This is a genomic window from Delftia sp. (assembly GCF_059499305.1).
Genome location: NZ_JCABYI010000009.1, coordinates 271,552 through 287,699, shown reverse-complemented (window position 1 = coordinate 287,699; position 16,148 = coordinate 271,552). Strand labels below are relative to the sequence as shown.

Sequence of the window (16,148 nt, the reverse complement as noted above, 5' to 3'; positions counted from 1 at the left end):
GGTTGTTGCGTCGCTCGTGGGGGTCATAGGGGCGATATTGTCCCAGTTCTGCGCGAACTTGGTAAACCGCCCCCGAACTTATCCCTGCAAGCTCAGCTATTGCGCTTGATCCCGAGCGCGCCCAGCATCTGCTCGGTCTGCTTTTGCATCTGCTCCTGCATCTGGGCGAACATGTTCTGCGACTGCTCCATGTAGCTGCTCATCATGTTCTGCATGGCGGGCGGCTGCATGCGCATGAACTGGCTCCAGGCCTCGGGCGAGGTGCCCTGGGCCTGCTCGGCGAGCTTGTTCTGGAAGTCGGTGAACATCTGCACGTTCTTTTCCAGGTAGGAGCCCATGTAGCCCTGCATGGCGTGGCCGTAGAAACGGATGATGTTGGCCAGCACGGTCTCGGAGAACATGGGCGCGCCGCCCGCCTCTTCTTCCAGAATGATCTGCAGCAGGATGCTGCGCGTGAGGTCTTCGCCCGTCTTGGCGTCCTTGACCACCACGGGCTCGTTGCCCATCACGAGCTGCTTGACTTCCGTCAGCGTGATGTAGGAGGACGTGTTGGTGTCGTAGAGACGGCGGTTGGGGTATTTCTTGATCACGCGCTGGGCGCTGGGGGCGGCGGCTGTTGTCGTCTCTTGCATTGCAATGCTTCTCCTCTTGTACCTGCTGTACCTGTTTGCGCCTGCTTGCACCGGCTCGTGCGGGCAATCGGCTATTGCACTGCAACAGATTCTAGGCAGCACCTGCAGCACCCGGCGCAGCAGTAACCCTGATGGGGATCAACGCATGCGACACGGCAAATGGCCGCCATGCAACCGTTGGGGCAAAAAAAATCCCGCTTGAAGCGGGATTTCTTTTTTGCAGCCCCTGGTGAGACTGCTTTGTTTGGTAGGCGCGATTGGACTCGAACCAACGACCCCCACCATGTCAAGGTGGTGCTCTAACCAGCTGAGCTACGCGCCTGTCGTTTGTTGAAGCCGCAAGTATAGCAGTGCAAAACAGGGCTTCCGGGCAAGTTGCGCAGTTTTTTGGATCAACCCGCCACCCTGGCGCGTTCCAGCATGGCGTGCATCAGCACATTGCAGCCTGCGGTGATGTCGGCCGGCGTGGCGTCCTCGATCTCGTTGTGGCTGATGCCGTCCTTGCAGGGGATGAAGACCATGCCGGCCGGCGCCAGCCGCGCCATGTAGACCGCGTCATGCCCGGCGCCCGAGACGACGGGCATGTGCGAGTAGCCCAGGGCCTTGGCGGCGCGCGCCACCGCATCCACGCAGTCGGCATGGAAGGGTTGGGCGGGGTAGCTGGACACCAGGTTGATCGCTATGGGCAGGCCCGTCTCCCGGCTGATGCGGTCGGCCACTGCGCGGATGTCGGCGTCCATGGCTTCGCAGTCGGCATCGGTGGCGTTGCGCAGGTCGATGCTGAATTTGACCTGCCCCGGGATCACGTTGCGGCTGTTGGGATGGACCTGCACCATGCCCACGGTGCCGCGCCCGTGGGGCGGATGGCGGTGGGCGCAGGCCACCACTTCCTGCATCAGCTGCGCGGCCACTTGCAGCGCATCCTTGCGTAGGGCCATGGGCGTGGGGCCGGCATGGGCCTCCATGCCCGTGACCACGCAGTCGTACCAGCGGATGCCCAGCACGCCGGTGACCACGCCAATGGTCTTGGCGTTGTCCTCCAGCACCGGGCCCTGTTCGATGTGGGACTCGAAGTAGGCGCCGATCGGGTGGTCTCCCGGTTCCTGGCTGCCCACATAGCCGATGCGCTCTAGCTCGCCCTTGACGGTCTTGCCTTCGGAGTCGGTGGCCGCATAGGCATGCTCCAGCGTGAAGGCCTTGGCGAACACGCCCGAGCCCATCATTACCGGCACGAAGCGCGAGCCTTCCTCGTTCGTCCAGAAGGCCACCTCGATGGGCGCTTCGGTCTCGATGCCGTGGTCGTTGAGCGTGCGCACCACCTCCAGCCCTGCCAGCACGCCGTAGTTGCCGTCGAACTTGCCGCCCGTGGGCTGGGTGTCGATGTGGCTGCCCGTCATGATGGGCGGCAGGCTGTTGTCGCGCCCGGGCCGGCGCATGAATCCGTTGCCGATCTTGTCGATGGTCACCGTCATGCCCGCCTCGCGCGCCCAGCGGGTCACCAGATCACGGCCCTGGCGGTCCAGGTCGGTCAGCGTCAGGCGGCAGACGCCGCCCTTGGGCGTGGCGCCGATCTGCGCCAGCTCCATGAGTGAATCCCACAGCCGGCTTCCGTTGACGCGCAGCTGCGCGATGTCCTGCTTCACTTGGGTATCTGTATCCATTGCGGTCTCCTTGTCATGCGGGCTTCAGCGCACCACGGCCGTGGGCTGCAGCGTGGCGGCGCGGCGCTGCACCGCGTCGAAGTTGGGGCCGAAGGCCGGGCGCTTGATATAGCGCCCCTTGCCCTTTTCGGCACGCAGATCGCCCTGCGCATAGGCCACCACGCCCTGGCTGATGGTGTGGCTGGGCATGCCTTGCACGGTGCGCCCCTCGAAGATGTTGTAGTCGCCCTTGGAATGCTGGGTCTTGACCGACAGGGTGTGGGTGGCAGCAGGGTCCCAGACGACCAGATCGGCATCGGCGCCCACGCCGACCAGGCCCTTGCGCGGATAGATGTTGAAAAGCTTGGCCGTGTTGGCCGAGGTGATGGCCACGAATTCGCTGGGCGTCAGCCGGCCGGTGTTCACGCCCGCATCCCAGATCACGGCCAGACGCTCCTCCACGCCGCCGGTGCCGTTGGGGATCTTGGCGAAGTTGTCCCGGCCCATGGCTTTCTGCGCGGCGCAGAAGGTGCAATGGTCGGTGGCCGTGGTGTGCAGCTGGCCCGACTGCAGGCCCTGCCACAAGGACTCCTGATGGCCTTTGGCACGGAAGGGCGGGCTCATCACATGGGCTGCCGCCTTGGCAAAGTCGGGGTCGCGGTACACGCTTTCGTCGATCACCAGATGGCCGGCCAGCACTTCGCCATACACGCGCTGGCCGCGTGCACGGGCCGCGGCAATGGCCTGCGCCGCCTCGGTGCAGCTGACATGCACCACGTAGATGGGCACGCCCAGCACGCCGGCGATGGCGATGGCGCGGTTGGCCGCCTCGGCCTCCACCATGGGCGGACGGGCCAGCGGATGGCCCTCGGGCCCGGTGATGCCCATCTTGGCCACTTCCTGCTGCAGCAGGTAGACCAGCTCGCCGTTTTCGGCATGCACCGTGGGCATGGCGCCCAGCTCCAGCGCGCGCTTGAAGCTGTTCACCAGCGTTTCGTCGTCGCACATGATGGCGTTCTTGTAGGCCATGAAGTGCTTGAAGCTGTTGATGCCCTCCTCTCGCACCAGCGTGCCCATGTCGGCATGGACGCTGTCGCTCCACCAAGTGACGGCCACGTGGAAGGAGTAGTCCGCCGCCGATTTCTCGGCCCAGCCGCGCCATTTGCGGTAGGCGTCCAGCAGCGGCTCCTGCGGATCGGGAATGACGAAATCGATGATGCTGGTGGTGCCACCGGCCAGCGCCGCCGCCGTGCCGGTGTAGAAGTCATCGGCCGTGACCGTGCCCATGAAGGGCAGTTGCATGTGGGTGTGCGGATCGATGCCACCGGGCATGACGAACTGCCCCGAGGCATCGATCACCTGCGCCCCGGCCGGCACCAGGGCCGCCACATCCGGCCCCACGGCCGCAATCGCCCCATCCACGCACAGCACGTCGGCCTTCTCCTGCCGGTCTGCATTCACCACCGTGCCGCCACGCACCCATACCGAACCCTGTGATTGACCCATAGCGTCATGCCTCCTGTTGGTTGGTCCGGCCTATGCCTTGCTCAGCGCGGGCGCGCCCTTGGTCACCTGGCCTGCCATGCCGATGCGGTAGACCACGCCGGCAATGAACAGGCCGATGAACCATGCGTAGTCATAGGCATGCTTGAAGAAATCACCCACGTTCGGGAATGCAGCGGGGAACGCCGCGTGCAGGAAGCCGGGCAGGTTGGGCGCCACGCCCAGGGCGAAGGCGGCCACGGCCACCCAGTTCCAGCCGTTGGAGTAGCGGTAGGCGCCCTCTTCCCTGTACAGGTCTTCCACCACCAGCTGCTTTTTGCGCACCAGGAAGTAGTCCACCATCAAAATGCCCGCGATCGGCCCCAGCAGGGCCGAGTAGCCGATCAGCCAGGTGAAGATGTAGCCCTCGGTCGATTCCAGGATCTTCCAGGGCATCATCACGATGGCAATGGCCACCGTCATGTAGCCACCCACGCGGTAGCTGATCTTCTTGGGCGCCAGGGCGGAGAAGTCATAGGCCGGCCCGACCAGGTTGGCCGCCAGGTTCACGCTCACGGTGTCGATCAGCAGCACGATGAGCGCGATCAGCACGGCCGCGCCCGTCATGCGGCTGGCGACATCCACGGGGTCCCACAGGGCCTTGCCGTAGATCACCACGGTGCCCGATGTCACCACCACCGCCAGCATGGCCAGCAGCCCCATGGGCACGGGCAGGCCGATGGCCTGGCCCACTACCTGGTCCTTCTGCGACTTGGCAAAGCGCGTGAAGTCCGGAATGTTCAAGGCCAGCGTGGCCCAGAAGCCCACCATGGCTGTCAGCGACGGCCAGAACACCGACATGAACTGGCCCGCCTTGGGGCCGCCCGGCGCGTACTGCGAAGGCTGCTCCATGATGGGGCCGAAGCCGCCGGCCTTCTGGTAGACCCATCCCAGCAGCACGAAGCAGATCAGGATCTTGAGCGGCGCTGTCCAGGTCTCCAGCTTGCGGATGGACTCGATGCCATGCACCACAAAGTAGAACTGGATCGCCCAGAACACCAGAAAGCACACCAGCTGCCCCACATTGATGCCCAGGCCAGCGATCTTCTCGCCTTCCAGCGGATGGCCCAGCAGCACGCCCAGCAGGGTGTAGATCATCATGCCGCCGAACCAGGTCTGGATGCCGTACCAGCCACAGGCCACCAGGGCCCGCAGCATGGCCGGCAGCTTGGCGCCGTGGGTGCCGAACGAGGCACGGGCCAGCACAGCGAAAGGAATGCCGTACCTGGCCCCGGCATGGCCGATGAGCAGCATGGGAATCAGCACGATGAGATTGCCCAGGAACACCGTCATCACCGCCTGCGACCACGACATGCCGTTCGTGATCATGCTGGCGGCCAGCGTGTATGCCGGGATGCACATCACCATGCCTATCCACAGGGCGGCGAAGTGGTACCAGGTCCAGGTGCGCTGGCTAGGCAGCGTGGGTGCGAGGTCGTGGTTCCACAGGCTGCCTGCGGACTCACCGGAATGCGGGGCATGCGACATTGCGAAGCTCCTTCTCGAAGAGAGAAATCACCAATCCATTGCTGATCCAGGGTCTGACCGTTTCCATCAAGCGCATTTCGTGCCAGGTCGGCCCGGATGCGGGCCGTGCGCCGACCTGCCGCAATGCCCCCTCTAGCCCTGCGCCGTCACGGCCTGGCGCATGGGGTTGTTCGGGTGCGTGGTCCAGTTCGCATACTCCCCGGTGACCGTCTGGCCGGTGCGGGGGTCCACCTCGCCCGGCTGCAGGCTGCGCATGGTGATGCACTCGGGCACGGGGCAGATGGACACGCACAGGTTGCAGCCCACGCATTCGGTGTCATCCACCTCGAAGCGGCGCACACCGCCCTCCTTGCTGAAAGTGATGGCCTGGTGGGAGGTGTCCTCGCAGGCCACGTGGCAGCGCCCGCACTGGATGCAGCTGTCCTGGTTGATGACGGCCTTGTCGATGTGGTTGAGGTTGAGGTCCTTCCAGTCCCTGACCGTGGGCACGGCCCGGCCCTGGAAGTCCTCGATGCGCGCAAAGCCGTGCGCGTCCATGTAGTTGGACAGCCCGTCGCACATGTCCTGCACGATGCGAAAGCCGTAGACCATGGCCGCCGTGCATACCTGGACATTGCCGCATCCCAGCGCGATGTATTCGGCCGCGTCCTTCCAGGTGGTGATGCCCCCGATCCCCGAGATGGGCAGGCCCGCCGTCTGCGGGTCGCGCGCGATCTCGGCCACCATGTTCTGGGCGATGGGCTTCACGGCCGGGCCGCAGTAGCCGCCGTGCGAGCCCTGGCCGTCGGTGCTGGGGTGCATGACCAGGGTGTCCAGATTCACGCCCATCAGCGAGTTGATGGTGTTGATCAGGGACACCGCATCCGCCCCGCCGGCCTTGGCCGCCCGCGCGGGAAAGCGCACGTCGGTGATGTTGGGCGTGAGCTTCACGATCACCGGCAGCCGGCTGTACTGCTTGCACCACTGCGTGACCATCTGGATGTACTCGGGCACCTGGCCCACGGCCGCACCCATGCCGCGCTCGCTCATGCCGTGCGGGCAGCCGAAGTTCAGCTCCAGCCCGTCGGCGCCGGTGTCCTCCACCATGGGCAGGATGCGCTTCCAGCTTTCCTCCACGCAGGGCACCATCAGCGAGGCGATCAGCGCGCGGTCAGGCCAGGCCTTCTTCACGCGGGTCATCTCCTCCAGGTTGGTGCGCAGCGGCCGGTCGGTGATCAGCTCGATGTTGTTCAGGCCCATCACGCGCCGGTCCTGCGCCATGAGGGTGGAGTAGCGCGGCCCGTTCACGTTGACCACATGCGGGTCCTCGCCCAGCGTCTTCCACACCACGCCGCCCCAGCCGGCCTCGAATGCGCGGGTGACGTTGATCTCCTTGTCCGTGGGCGGTGCCGAGGCCAGCCAGAACGGATTGGGGCTGGAAATGCCCAGAAAGCGGCTGCTGATGTCTGCCATGTCGATGCTCCTTGAAAAGCGCGGGCACAGCCGCTCAAACCCCGGCCGCCACGGCGCTGGTCAGCGCCTGGTGCATGGCTCGCGCGGCGACCTTGCCGTGCTCCACCGCCTGCACGGTCAGGTCCTGGCCACCGGCGCGGCAGTCGCCGCCGGCCCACACGCGCGGCACGCTGGTGCGGCCTTCGTCGTCGGTGTCGATACGGCCGTCACGCAAGGCAATGGCCGCGCCCGCCGGCGTGGCGACATAGGTCTGGCCAATGGCCTTGAGCACCATGTCGGCCGGCACGTCGAACACCTCCTGCGTCACCTGCAGCCTGTCGCCCTCCATGCGGGTGCAGGCCATGCGCACGCCGCAGACCTTGCCGTCCTGCACCAGGATCTCCTGGGGCGCGGCCCACAGCCGCAGGTTGACGCCATGGGTCTGCGCCCATTCCTGCTCCACCCAGGAGGCGGACAGCGCATCCTTGCCCCGGCGGTAGAACATGGTGACCTCGTCGGCGCCCAGCAGCCGGGCCTGCACGGACGCATCCACCGCCGTCATGCCGCCGCCGATCACCACCACGCGCCGGCCCACCGGCACCGTGGATTTGTCGGCCGCCTGGCGGATGTCGGCAATGAAGTCCACCGCATTGCGCAAGCCTTCGGCCTGCGGCTCCGCCGCGCCCAGCGCATTGACGCCCGCCAGGCCCAGGCCGAGGAATACGGCGTCATGCTCTGCCAGCAGCGAATCCAGCGTGAAATCTCGCCCCAGCCGCTGGTTGTTGCGCGGCGTGATCCCGCCCACGGACAGCAGCCAGTCGATTTCCTTTTGCGCAAAATCGCCCGGAGTCTTGTAGCTGGCCAGGCCGTATTCATTGAGCCCGCCCAGCTTGGGCCGGGCATCGAACAGCACCACCTCGTGGCCCTGCAGCGCCAGTTGATGAGCGCAGGTCAGGCCGGCAGGGCCAGCTCCGACCACGGCCACCTTGCGGCCCGTGGCGGCGGCACGCTGGAACAGCGGTGCACCACCGGAGGCCATGAAGGCATCGGTCGCATAGCGTTGCAATGCACCAATTTCGACCGGCTTGTCTTCCTGGGTGTTGCGCACGCAGGCCTGCTCGCACAGCTGCTCCGTGGGACAGACGCGCGAGCACATGCCGCCCAGCGGATTGGCCGTCAGGATCTCGCGCGCCGCGCCACGGACGTTGTCCTGGGCGATGCGGGCGATGAAGGCCGGCACATCGATGCTGGTGGGGCAGGCCGTAGTGCAAGGCGCGTCATAGCAGTAGTAGCAGCGCTCGGCCTCGATCAGGGCCTGGGCGCGGTTCAGCGGGGGGTGGGCGTCGGAGAAATTGGCCGCGTAGTCGGCCAGGTTCAGGCGGCCGGCAGCAATGCCGCAGGCGCGTTGCGCGGGGCTATCCATGGTGCATCCTCCAGAGTCAGGATTGAGGGCGTGAAGGGGGACACGGCATGCAGGGCCATGCCGGGCCATCTCGGACAACGCAAGGCGGCCCGCAGGAGGAACTCCTGCAAGGCCCCGGATCCAGCAACACAGTCTTCGGAGGTTTCATCGTGGTCCTCGCATGTGCAAGTGACGCCTCTTGTCGGGCGCACTGGGGGTGGAACGGAATTTACGCGGGTGAAAAAATTTACCAATCAGTAAAATCACCCAGAAAGTCGTCAGCAAGAAAGATGCCAGACAATCGCACCAAAATGGCGCCACTTATCTCCACTTACCATCTGCGCAATGGCAAACCTTTCTGACAATGCGCCCTCCCCCCAGGCCCGATCGGCCACGCGCAAGCCCACCGCTGCACGGCTGCGCAAGGAGCTGAACATCCTGCAGACGGCCGAACTGCACTTTGCGCAATACGGCTTCGAAGGCGCATCGCTGGAACTGATCGCGCACGACGCCGGCCTCAGCCGCCACAACCTGCTGTACTACTTCGCCAGCAAGGAGGAGCTGTATCTGCGCGTGCTGGGCGATGTGCTGACGCAGTGGCTGGCCGGCATGTCCGACCTGCTGCGCGGCGACGACCCTGCGGAGGCCTTGCGCATCTACATCCGGGCCAAGCTGCAGTCCTCGCGCGAGCGGCCCCATGGCTCCCGTGTCTTCACGCGCGAGGTGATGGCCGGCGCGCCCCGCTTCGGGCAGGCCATATCGAGCCAGGTAGGCCCGGCGCTGGCAGCCGACGTGCAGGCCTTCGAGCGCTGGGTGGCGCAGGGCAAGATTGCCCGCGTGGATTTCACCCACCTGATGTTCATCCTCTGGTCCGTGACCCAGGCCTACGCCGACCAGCAGGCCCAGTTCGCGCTGCTGCTGGGCCGGCCGGAACTGACCGCCGACGACTACGACACGGCGGCCGACCTGATCTACCGGCTGGTAATCCGTGGCCTGCAGCCGGATACCGCGGCTCTCGCACAATGAGCGCATGAATCACAGCATCCGCCTGAGACCCCTGGAGCGCGAAGATCTGCGCTCCGTGCATCTGCTCAACAACAATGCCGCCATCATGCGCTACTGGTTCGAGGAGCCTTACGAGACCTTCGACGAGCTTTCCGCACTCTACGACGCCCACGTGCACGACCAGACCGAGCGCCGCTTCATCGTCGAGCACCAGGGCGATCGCGCCGGTCTCGTCGAGCTGGTGGAGATCGACCTGATCCACCGGCGCGCCGAGTTCCAGATCATCATCGCCCCCGAGCAGCAGGGCCAGGGCATCGCAGCCCAGGCAACGCGGCTGGCGCTGGACTATGGCTTCAAGACGCTCAACCTGCACAAGATCTTTCTCCATGTGGACCAGGAGAACGAGAAGGCCATCCACATCTACGCGCGCATAGGCTTCGTGCAGGAAGGCGTGCTGATCGACGAGTTCTTCGCCAACGGCCAGTACCGCAACGCCATCCGCATGTACCTGCTGCAAAACGACTACCTGCAGGCACAGGCCGGAGTCGGCACCTGACCTCCTGACAGAGGAGCGCGGGCCCTGCCCGCCTCCTTGACCGGCAAGTCTCCCCATCGTTGGCGGGCGCACAAACAAAAAAACCAAACAAAAAAGCCTTCTGAGTGATCAGAAGGCTTTTTGCATTCCATCTGGCAATGGAAAATTGGTAGGCGCGATTGGACTCGAACCAACGACCCCCACCATGTCAAGGTGGTGCTCTAACCAGCTGAGCTACGCGCCTGTGTTTGTTCGAGAAAGTGATTCTAGCACGGGTTTTCCAGGACTCCGGCAAAAATACCCGAACAGGCTCAGCGCCGCCGTGCCGAACGCACGCCCGCCACGGCGGCCACGATACCCAGCACCTTGTTGAGGCGACCGGAATCGGCCACTTCCACGGTGAAGGTCATCCAGGCCGTTCCCTTGACGGATTGGGTCTGCACGCCGATGACATTGGTCTTCTCCCGCGCAAAGACTTCGGAGATATCGCGCAGCAGGCCCTGCCGGTCGGCCGCTTCCACGGACACATCGACCGGGTAGACGGCCGAGGCCACGGCCGCCGCCTTGGGCTGGCCCCAGGCCACGTCGATCACGCGCTCGGAATTGCGCGCTGCCATTTCACGGAAGTTGGAGCAGTCGCAGCGGTGCACGCTCACGCCCTTGCCGCGCGTGACAAAGCCCCGGATGTCGTCCGGCGGCGCAGGCTTGCAGCACTTGGCCAACTGCGTCATCAGCGAATCCACGCCCACGACCAGCACGCCGCCCTTGGGCGAGTCCGTGCCACGTGCCTTGCGCACCGGGGAGAATTCCTCGACTTCCTCCTCCGCCTCGGCCGGTCGCAGCACGGTCTCGATGTTGCGCAGCGAGTATTCATCCTTGCCGACGACTTCGAACAAGGCATCGGCCGATTTGAAGCCGAGCTGAACGGCCAGCTCCTCCAGCTTGACGGCCGTCTTGCCCTCGCGCTGCAGCAGTTTCTCGACCGCCTCGCGGCCGCGCGCCACGGTCTCGTGCGTGGCCTGGGCATTGAACCAGGCACGCACCTTGGCCTTGGCACGGTTGCTGGTCAGGTAGCCGAGGTCGGCGTTGAGCCAGTCGCGCGAGGGGCGCCCCTCCTTGACCGTGGTGATCTCCACGGTCTGGCCGTTTTGCAGCGGCGTGTTCAGCGGCACCATGGCGCCGTCCACGCGCGCACCGCGGCAGCGGTGCCCCAGGCTGGTGTGCACCGAATAGGCGAAATCCACGGGCGTCGCGCCCTGCGGCAGCTCGATGACGGCCGCATCGGGAGTGAGCACGTAGATGCGGTCCTCGAACAGGCCCCGATGGTGGGCGCCCGCCAGGTCGCTGCCCCAGGCCAGCAACTGGCGCAGCACGGCGATCTTGGCGTCGTACTCGCTGCTGGCCGTGACACCCGCGTATCCCTTGGTGCCCGCCTCCTTGTAGGCCCAGTGGGCGGCCACGCCGTGCTCGGCATGGTCGTGCATGGCCTGGGTGCGGATCTGGATCTCGATGGCGCGGCCCGTCTCGTCGCGCACCACGGTGTGCAGCGACTGGTAGCCGTTGGGCTTGGGCTTGGCGATGTAGTCGTCGAATTCCGCCTCGATGGGCGTGAACTGCTCGTGCACCCAGGACAGGGTGGCGTAGCAGTCCTTGATCGTGGGCACGACGACACGCATGGCGCGGATGTCGAAGACCTGGTCGAAGTTCAGCGACTTGCCTCGCATCTTCTTGACGATGCTGTAGATGTGCTTGGGCCTGCCTTGCACGGTGGCGCTGATGCTGTGCGCGCGCAGGTCGGCCTCCAGCCGTGCGCGCATCTGCTCCATATAGGCTTCACGCTCCACGCGCTTTTCATCGAGCAGGCGGGCCACTTCGCGGTAGGTCTCGGGCTCCAGGAAGCGCAGGGACAGATCCTCCAGCTCCCACTTGATCTGCCAGATGCCCAGCCGGTTGGCCAGCGGCGCAAACACCGTCAGCGCCTCGCGCGCAATGCCGGGCGAGACCGGGCGCTTGCTGGCTGCGTAGTAGCGCAGCGTCTGCAGGCGCGACGCCAGCCGCAGCAGCACCACGCGCAGGTCGCGCGAGAAACCCAGCAGCATCTTGCGCACGTTCTCGGTCTGCGTGGCCTCATCGTCCAGGTACTGGCCGCCCAGCTCGGCGCCGCGCGCCTGCTCCTGCACGCGCATGAGCTTGTTGGTTTCCACGGCCAGGGTGGCGAAATTCTCGCCAAAGGCCTTGGCGATCACTTCCTGCGGGCGATTGAGGTGCACGCTGGCATGCACCAGATAGATCGCCGCCTGCATGGTTTCGGAGCCGCCGATGGTCTTGAGGATGGCAGCCACCGCATCGGCATGGGCCATGGTGTTCTCACCGGACTCCATGGTCTCGGTGGCGATCAGCGGCTCGGCAAAGCTGCGCGCGCGCGCCAGCGCGTTGACCTGTTCGGGCAGGGTCTGCGACGTGGCCGTGATCAGGTGCGGCAGCACCGACGGCACCTGGCCCGGCGCGGCTGCGGCGGGCGAAGGCGCCTGCACGGCGGCCTCGCTGCTGGCAGTCTTCATTCGTCACTCTCCCTGGCCTGCTCGGCAAGATTCATGGTGCTTGGCAAGCGCTCTTCTCCCCATAAGAACCGGCACAGCAAGGCCACCTGCCCTGCTGCGACGAAGGTGGGCGCATGCCCCACCCCTTCAAATTCCACGCAATGCGCCTTCGGGCCGCGCTGCGCCATGGCCTGTGCCGTGGCCGCCGTCAGCAGATCGGACTGCGCACCACGAACTAGCAAGACGCGTGCCTTGATCTGGTCATACAGCTGCCACAGCAGCGCTTCGCCGGCCTGGGCCATCTCGCGCGTCATGTGCTGCAGGGGCACCGCAATCTGAGGGTCATAGTGCAGGACAAGGCCGCCATCGGCGGCCGGCCGCATCATAGGTCGCGTCAATCGCAACCATTGCCCTTCGCTATGTGGGCCGAAGCCTTCGGAAATCAAGAGCAGCGCATGGGCTGCCTGCTCAAGATTTTCAAAATGCACGCCCTTGCCCAGGTACTGACCTATGCGCTCCAGGGCAGACCACTCGATGACAGGTCCCACATCGTTGAGCACCAGCCTGCGAATGGGCGCCGGCAGCGGCAGCCCCGGCTGGCCCGCAAGCGCCATGCCGATCAGCCCGCCCATGCTGGTGCCCACCCAATCCAATTGTTCGACAGGCGCCTGCGCATGCACCTGGGCCAGCAAGGCCAGCATGTCGGCTGCGTAAAGAGGCACCTGGTAGGCGGTCGGATCCTGCAGCCAGTCGCTTTCGCCACGCCCGACCACATCGGGGCAGATCACGCGGGCACGTTCGCTGAGCCGCTCGGCCAACGCGTCGAAGTCACGCCCCTGGCGCGAAAGGCCGTGCACGCAGACCACGACATGGGGATGGTGCGGATCGCCGGTGCGATTCCATTCCCAATAAGCCATGCGGTGCGAAGCATTCTCTTGAGCAGCCGGGCTGGCAGTACGGCTCCAGGGTGAGGCACGCCCGGCAACCCCCGGGCAGGATACGTAGTTCAGCGTAGGATGATTCATGGAAACGCATTCGCGGAGCCGGCGCCGATAATGGCTGTGTTGCATCGTACATTCATTCGGAGACTCTCTATGTTGAAAGGCAAGACCGCCCTCGTGACCGGCTCGACCAGCGGCATCGGCCTCGGGATCGCGAAGGCGCTGGCCCGCCAGGGCGCCAATATCGTGCTCAATGGTTTCGGCGATGTGGACGGCCCCCGTGCCGAAGTGCTGGCCGCAGGCCAGGCCGCCGGCGCCCAGGTCGCCTATCACGGCGCCGACATGAGCCGCGTGGCGGACATCGAGGACATGGTCCAGTACAGCGTGCGCAATTTCGGCCAGATCGACATCCTCGTGAACAATGCCGGCATCCAGCACGTGGCGCGCGTGGAAGACTTCCCGCCCGAGCGCTGGGACGCCATCATCGCCATCAACCTGTCCAGCGCCTTCCACACCTCGCGCCTGGTCCTGCCCATGATGCAGGCGGCCGATGGCGGCAAGGGCTGGGGCCGCATCATCAACGTGGCCTCGGTGCACGGCCTGGTGGGTTCGGCGCAGAAGTCTGCCTACGTGGCGGCCAAGCACGGCATTGTCGGGCTGACCAAGGTCACGGCGCTGGAGAACGCCACCTCCGGCATCACCTGCAACGCCATCTGCCCCGGCTGGGTGCTGACGCCACTGGTGCAAAAGCAGGTGGACGCCAAGGCCGAGCAGCACGGCATCAGCAACGAAGAAGCCAAGAAGCTGCTGCTGGGCGAGAAAGAGCCCTCCATGCAGTTCACCACGCCCGAGGAACTGGGCGAACTGGCCGTGTTCTTCTGCTCGCCCGCCGCAGCCAACGTGCGCGGCGTGGCCTGGAACATGGATGGCGGCTGGGCTGCGCAGTAAGCGCGCCAGCACCGGTTCACGTCAAAAAAGGAGCGCCACGGCGCTCCTTTTTTCATGGGCGGCCCACGCCTGCTCAGTACATCTGCACCGAGCCCGACACGTGGACCATCACCTGCGCCTTGCCCGCTTCCACGGACACGGCATCCATTTCCGCGCCAGCGGCCTTGGCGGACATGGCCATCATGCGCGGACGCGGCATGGGCACCGAGGTATCGCTGCTGCTCACGTTGACCTCGCGCAGGCTGTAGTTGGCAAAGCCGAAGCTCTTGGACAGCGTGGAGGCGCGCTGCTTGAACTGCTCGATGGCCTTGGCCTGGGCCTCGCCTTCGACCTTTTCACGGGCCTCGCGCGACAGGCCGAAGCCCACCTGCGACAGCGTCATGTCCTGCACCTGGGCCGCCGTCTGCGTGATGCGCGCGAAGTCGCGGCCCTGCAGAAGAATCTCGGCGCGGCCCTGCCAGCCTTCCACCTTGTTGTCCTTGCCATAGCGCGGATAGATGCCGAAGCTGCCGGTGCTCACATCCATCTGGCCCGGCTGGGCGCTGCGCTTGGTCACGGCCATGGCGGCCTCGACCACCTTCTGCAGCTGGGACTGGACCGCGGCGGCATCACGCCCTTCGCGCGTGGCCGACAAGGTGGCGGTCAGCAGGTCCTGCACCACGTCCACCGAGCCTTCTGCAGACAACTGCACCACGTTGGCAGGCTGTGCCGGCGCCGTGCCGGCGTTCTGCGCCCAGGCACCGCTGGCACAGGCCAGCGCAGTGGCCGCGACCACGGACTTGACCCAGGGGCGGGACAGCTGTTTGGAAAGCTTGCTCATGCGTTCACCCTTTGAAATGAAAGGTAGTTCAGGGATACAACTGCATGCCGCCCTTTCGCTACGGCATGCCGCCAGATGGTGACAGGTGTGGAGCCAAGCAGGCCTGCCGGCTCCTCCATTGACAACATTATTGCAACGATAAATGCATCAACATGGAAAACCCATAGTTAAATATTCTAAAGACACATTTTCCGTTCTAAATTTAAACGCAACATCTGTAACACACGGCAATATTTCGGGGGTTTGTCCAGACTTTTCGGCGCAAGCTGGTAACAATGGCGGCTGTTACAAATGACCGACCGAGGATGAACATGGCCACTACGACCAACCGCACCGACAAGATCCTGGTGGTGGATGACGATGCGCGCATCCGCGACCTGCTGCGCCGCTACCTGACGCAGGAAGGCTTCGAGATCATGATTGCCGAAGATGGCAAGGCGCTGAACCGCATCCTGCTGCGCGAAACGGTGGACCTGATCGTGCTTGACCTGATGATGCCCGGCGAAGATGGCCTGTCCATCTGCCGCCGCCTGCGCTCGGCCAACGACCGCACGCCCATCATCATGCTGACCGCCAAGGGCGAGGATGTGGACCGCATCGTGGGCCTGGAAGTGGGCGCCGACGACTACCTGGGCAAGCCCTTCAACCCGCGCGAACTGCTGGCCCGCATCCATGCCGTGCTGCGCCGCCGCCCGCCGCAGGAAGCGCCGGGCGCGCCTTCCGGCGACAACGAGGTGGTGAGCTTCGGCCCCTTCACCTTCGACCTGGGCACGCGCGTGCTGCAAAAGAACGGCGAGGAACTGCCGCTGACCACGGGCGAATTCGCCATGCTCAAGGCCCTGGTGCGCCACCCGCGCCAGCCGCTGTCGCGCGAGAAGCTGGCCCTGCTGGCGCGCGGCCGCGAGTTCGAGCCCTTCGACCGCAGCCTGGACGTGCAGGTCTCGCGCCTGCGCAAGCTGATCGAGGAAGATGCCGCCGCTCCGCGCTATATCCAGACGGTCTGGGGCGTCGGCTATGTGTTCGTACCGGACGGCGCGAACTGAAATGCATCACCCCCTGAGGCGCTGCGCGCCTTCCCCCTCTCTCGCTCCGCGGGAGGGGGACGACGCCCTCGCCGCGAGGCGGCTCTTGCTCGGCGTCCCTGGGTTGGGGCCGTAACGTTTTATGTGCCGTTGACAATGCGCAGCGCCAAAACCTCACCCTGTCGCCCGAGACAACCGGTAA

Annotated in this window: 13 protein-coding genes and 2 tRNA genes; 4 read left to right on the top strand and 11 right to left on the bottom strand. The window is 65.3% G+C overall.

The window, feature by feature from the left end; all coding sequences use genetic code 11:
* Positions 1-92: 92 nt before the first annotated feature.
* From phaR to AC5I49_RS07670, 7 genes are all read right to left on the bottom strand, one after another.
* A complete protein-coding gene (gene phaR, locus AC5I49_RS07700) occupies positions 93-632 on the bottom strand; it encodes a polyhydroxyalkanoate synthesis repressor PhaR (RefSeq protein ID WP_016445296.1) in 540 nt (179 codons plus the stop codon).
* A 245-nt stretch (positions 633-877) separates the two neighbouring features.
* A tRNA-Val gene (locus AC5I49_RS07695) sits at positions 878-954 on the bottom strand.
* A 70-nt stretch (positions 955-1,024) separates the two neighbouring features.
* On the bottom strand, positions 1,025-2,293 hold the full coding sequence (locus tag AC5I49_RS07690; protein ID WP_016445281.1) for a Zn-dependent hydrolase: 1,269 nt from the start codon (positions 2,291-2,293) through the stop codon (positions 1,025-1,027).
* A gap of 24 nt (positions 2,294-2,317) precedes the next feature.
* Positions 2,318-3,778 (bottom strand): dihydropyrimidinase, encoded by a 1,461-nt coding sequence (gene hydA, locus AC5I49_RS07685; RefSeq protein WP_016453018.1) that lies wholly within the window; start codon positions 3,776-3,778, stop codon positions 2,318-2,320.
* 30 nt (positions 3,779-3,808) lie between these two features.
* Positions 3,809-5,302 carry an NCS1 family nucleobase:cation symporter-1 gene (locus tag AC5I49_RS07680; protein WP_016453019.1) on the bottom strand — a complete coding sequence of 498 codons (1,494 nt, stop codon included), beginning with the start codon at positions 5,300-5,302 and terminating at the stop codon, positions 3,809-3,811.
* Positions 5,303-5,434: 132 nt separating this feature from the next.
* Positions 5,435-6,754, bottom strand: coding sequence for an NAD-dependent dihydropyrimidine dehydrogenase subunit PreA (gene preA / locus AC5I49_RS07675; RefSeq protein ID WP_013803150.1), 1,320 nt, complete (start codon positions 6,752-6,754; stop codon positions 5,435-5,437).
* A gap of 34 nt (positions 6,755-6,788) precedes the next feature.
* On the bottom strand, positions 6,789-8,156 hold the full coding sequence (locus AC5I49_RS07670; RefSeq protein ID WP_047327159.1) for an NAD(P)-dependent oxidoreductase: 1,368 nt from the start codon (positions 8,154-8,156) through the stop codon (positions 6,789-6,791).
* A 324-nt stretch (positions 8,157-8,480) separates the two neighbouring features.
* Between AC5I49_RS07670 and AC5I49_RS07665 the strand changes: the two genes are divergently transcribed.
* Both AC5I49_RS07665 and speG read left to right on the top strand, forming a co-directional pair.
* Complete coding sequence (locus AC5I49_RS07665; RefSeq protein ID WP_279492825.1) at positions 8,481-9,161, top strand: TetR/AcrR family transcriptional regulator; 681 nt, start codon at positions 8,481-8,483, stop codon at positions 9,159-9,161.
* Between the two features lie 4 nt (positions 9,162-9,165).
* Positions 9,166-9,696, top strand: a complete 531-nt coding sequence (gene speG / locus AC5I49_RS07660) for a spermidine N1-acetyltransferase (protein ID WP_016445275.1) — start codon at positions 9,166-9,168, stop codon at positions 9,694-9,696.
* Positions 9,697-9,842: 146 nt separating this feature from the next.
* On the opposite strand, the gene AC5I49_RS07655 is transcribed toward speG, so the two are convergent.
* The 3 genes from AC5I49_RS07655 to AC5I49_RS07645 all read right to left on the bottom strand — a co-directional run bounded on the left by AC5I49_RS07655 (position 9,843) and on the right by AC5I49_RS07645 (position 13,240).
* Positions 9,843-9,919: transfer RNA gene (locus AC5I49_RS07655), tRNA-Val, on the bottom strand.
* 67 nt (positions 9,920-9,986) lie between these two features.
* On the bottom strand, positions 9,987-12,236 hold the full coding sequence (locus AC5I49_RS07650) for a RelA/SpoT family protein (protein WP_016453022.1): 2,250 nt from the start codon (positions 12,234-12,236) through the stop codon (positions 9,987-9,989).
* Positions 12,233-13,240 (bottom strand): alpha/beta fold hydrolase, encoded by a 1,008-nt coding sequence (locus AC5I49_RS07645; RefSeq protein WP_272206357.1) that lies wholly within the window; start codon positions 13,238-13,240, stop codon positions 12,233-12,235. The genes AC5I49_RS07650 and AC5I49_RS07645 overlap by 4 nt, the downstream gene beginning before the upstream one ends.
* Before the next feature lie 69 nt (positions 13,241-13,309).
* Between AC5I49_RS07645 and AC5I49_RS07640 the strand changes: the two genes are divergently transcribed.
* Complete coding sequence (locus AC5I49_RS07640; RefSeq protein WP_016445272.1) at positions 13,310-14,104, top strand: 3-hydroxybutyrate dehydrogenase; 795 nt, start codon at positions 13,310-13,312, stop codon at positions 14,102-14,104.
* A 73-nt stretch (positions 14,105-14,177) separates the two neighbouring features.
* Here AC5I49_RS07640 and AC5I49_RS07635 read toward each other — a convergent pair whose 3' ends face one another.
* Positions 14,178-14,924: an SIMPL domain-containing protein gene (locus AC5I49_RS07635; protein ID WP_046988371.1), complete on the bottom strand. Its 747-nt coding sequence runs from the start codon at positions 14,922-14,924 to the stop codon at positions 14,178-14,180.
* A 305-nt stretch (positions 14,925-15,229) separates the two neighbouring features.
* On the opposite strand from AC5I49_RS07635, the gene ompR reads away from it, so the two are divergent.
* Positions 15,230-15,967: an osmolarity response regulator transcription factor OmpR gene (gene ompR / locus AC5I49_RS07630; protein ID WP_017404718.1), complete on the top strand. Its 738-nt coding sequence runs from the start codon at positions 15,230-15,232 to the stop codon at positions 15,965-15,967.
* The last annotated feature ends 181 nt before the right edge of the window (positions 15,968-16,148 follow it).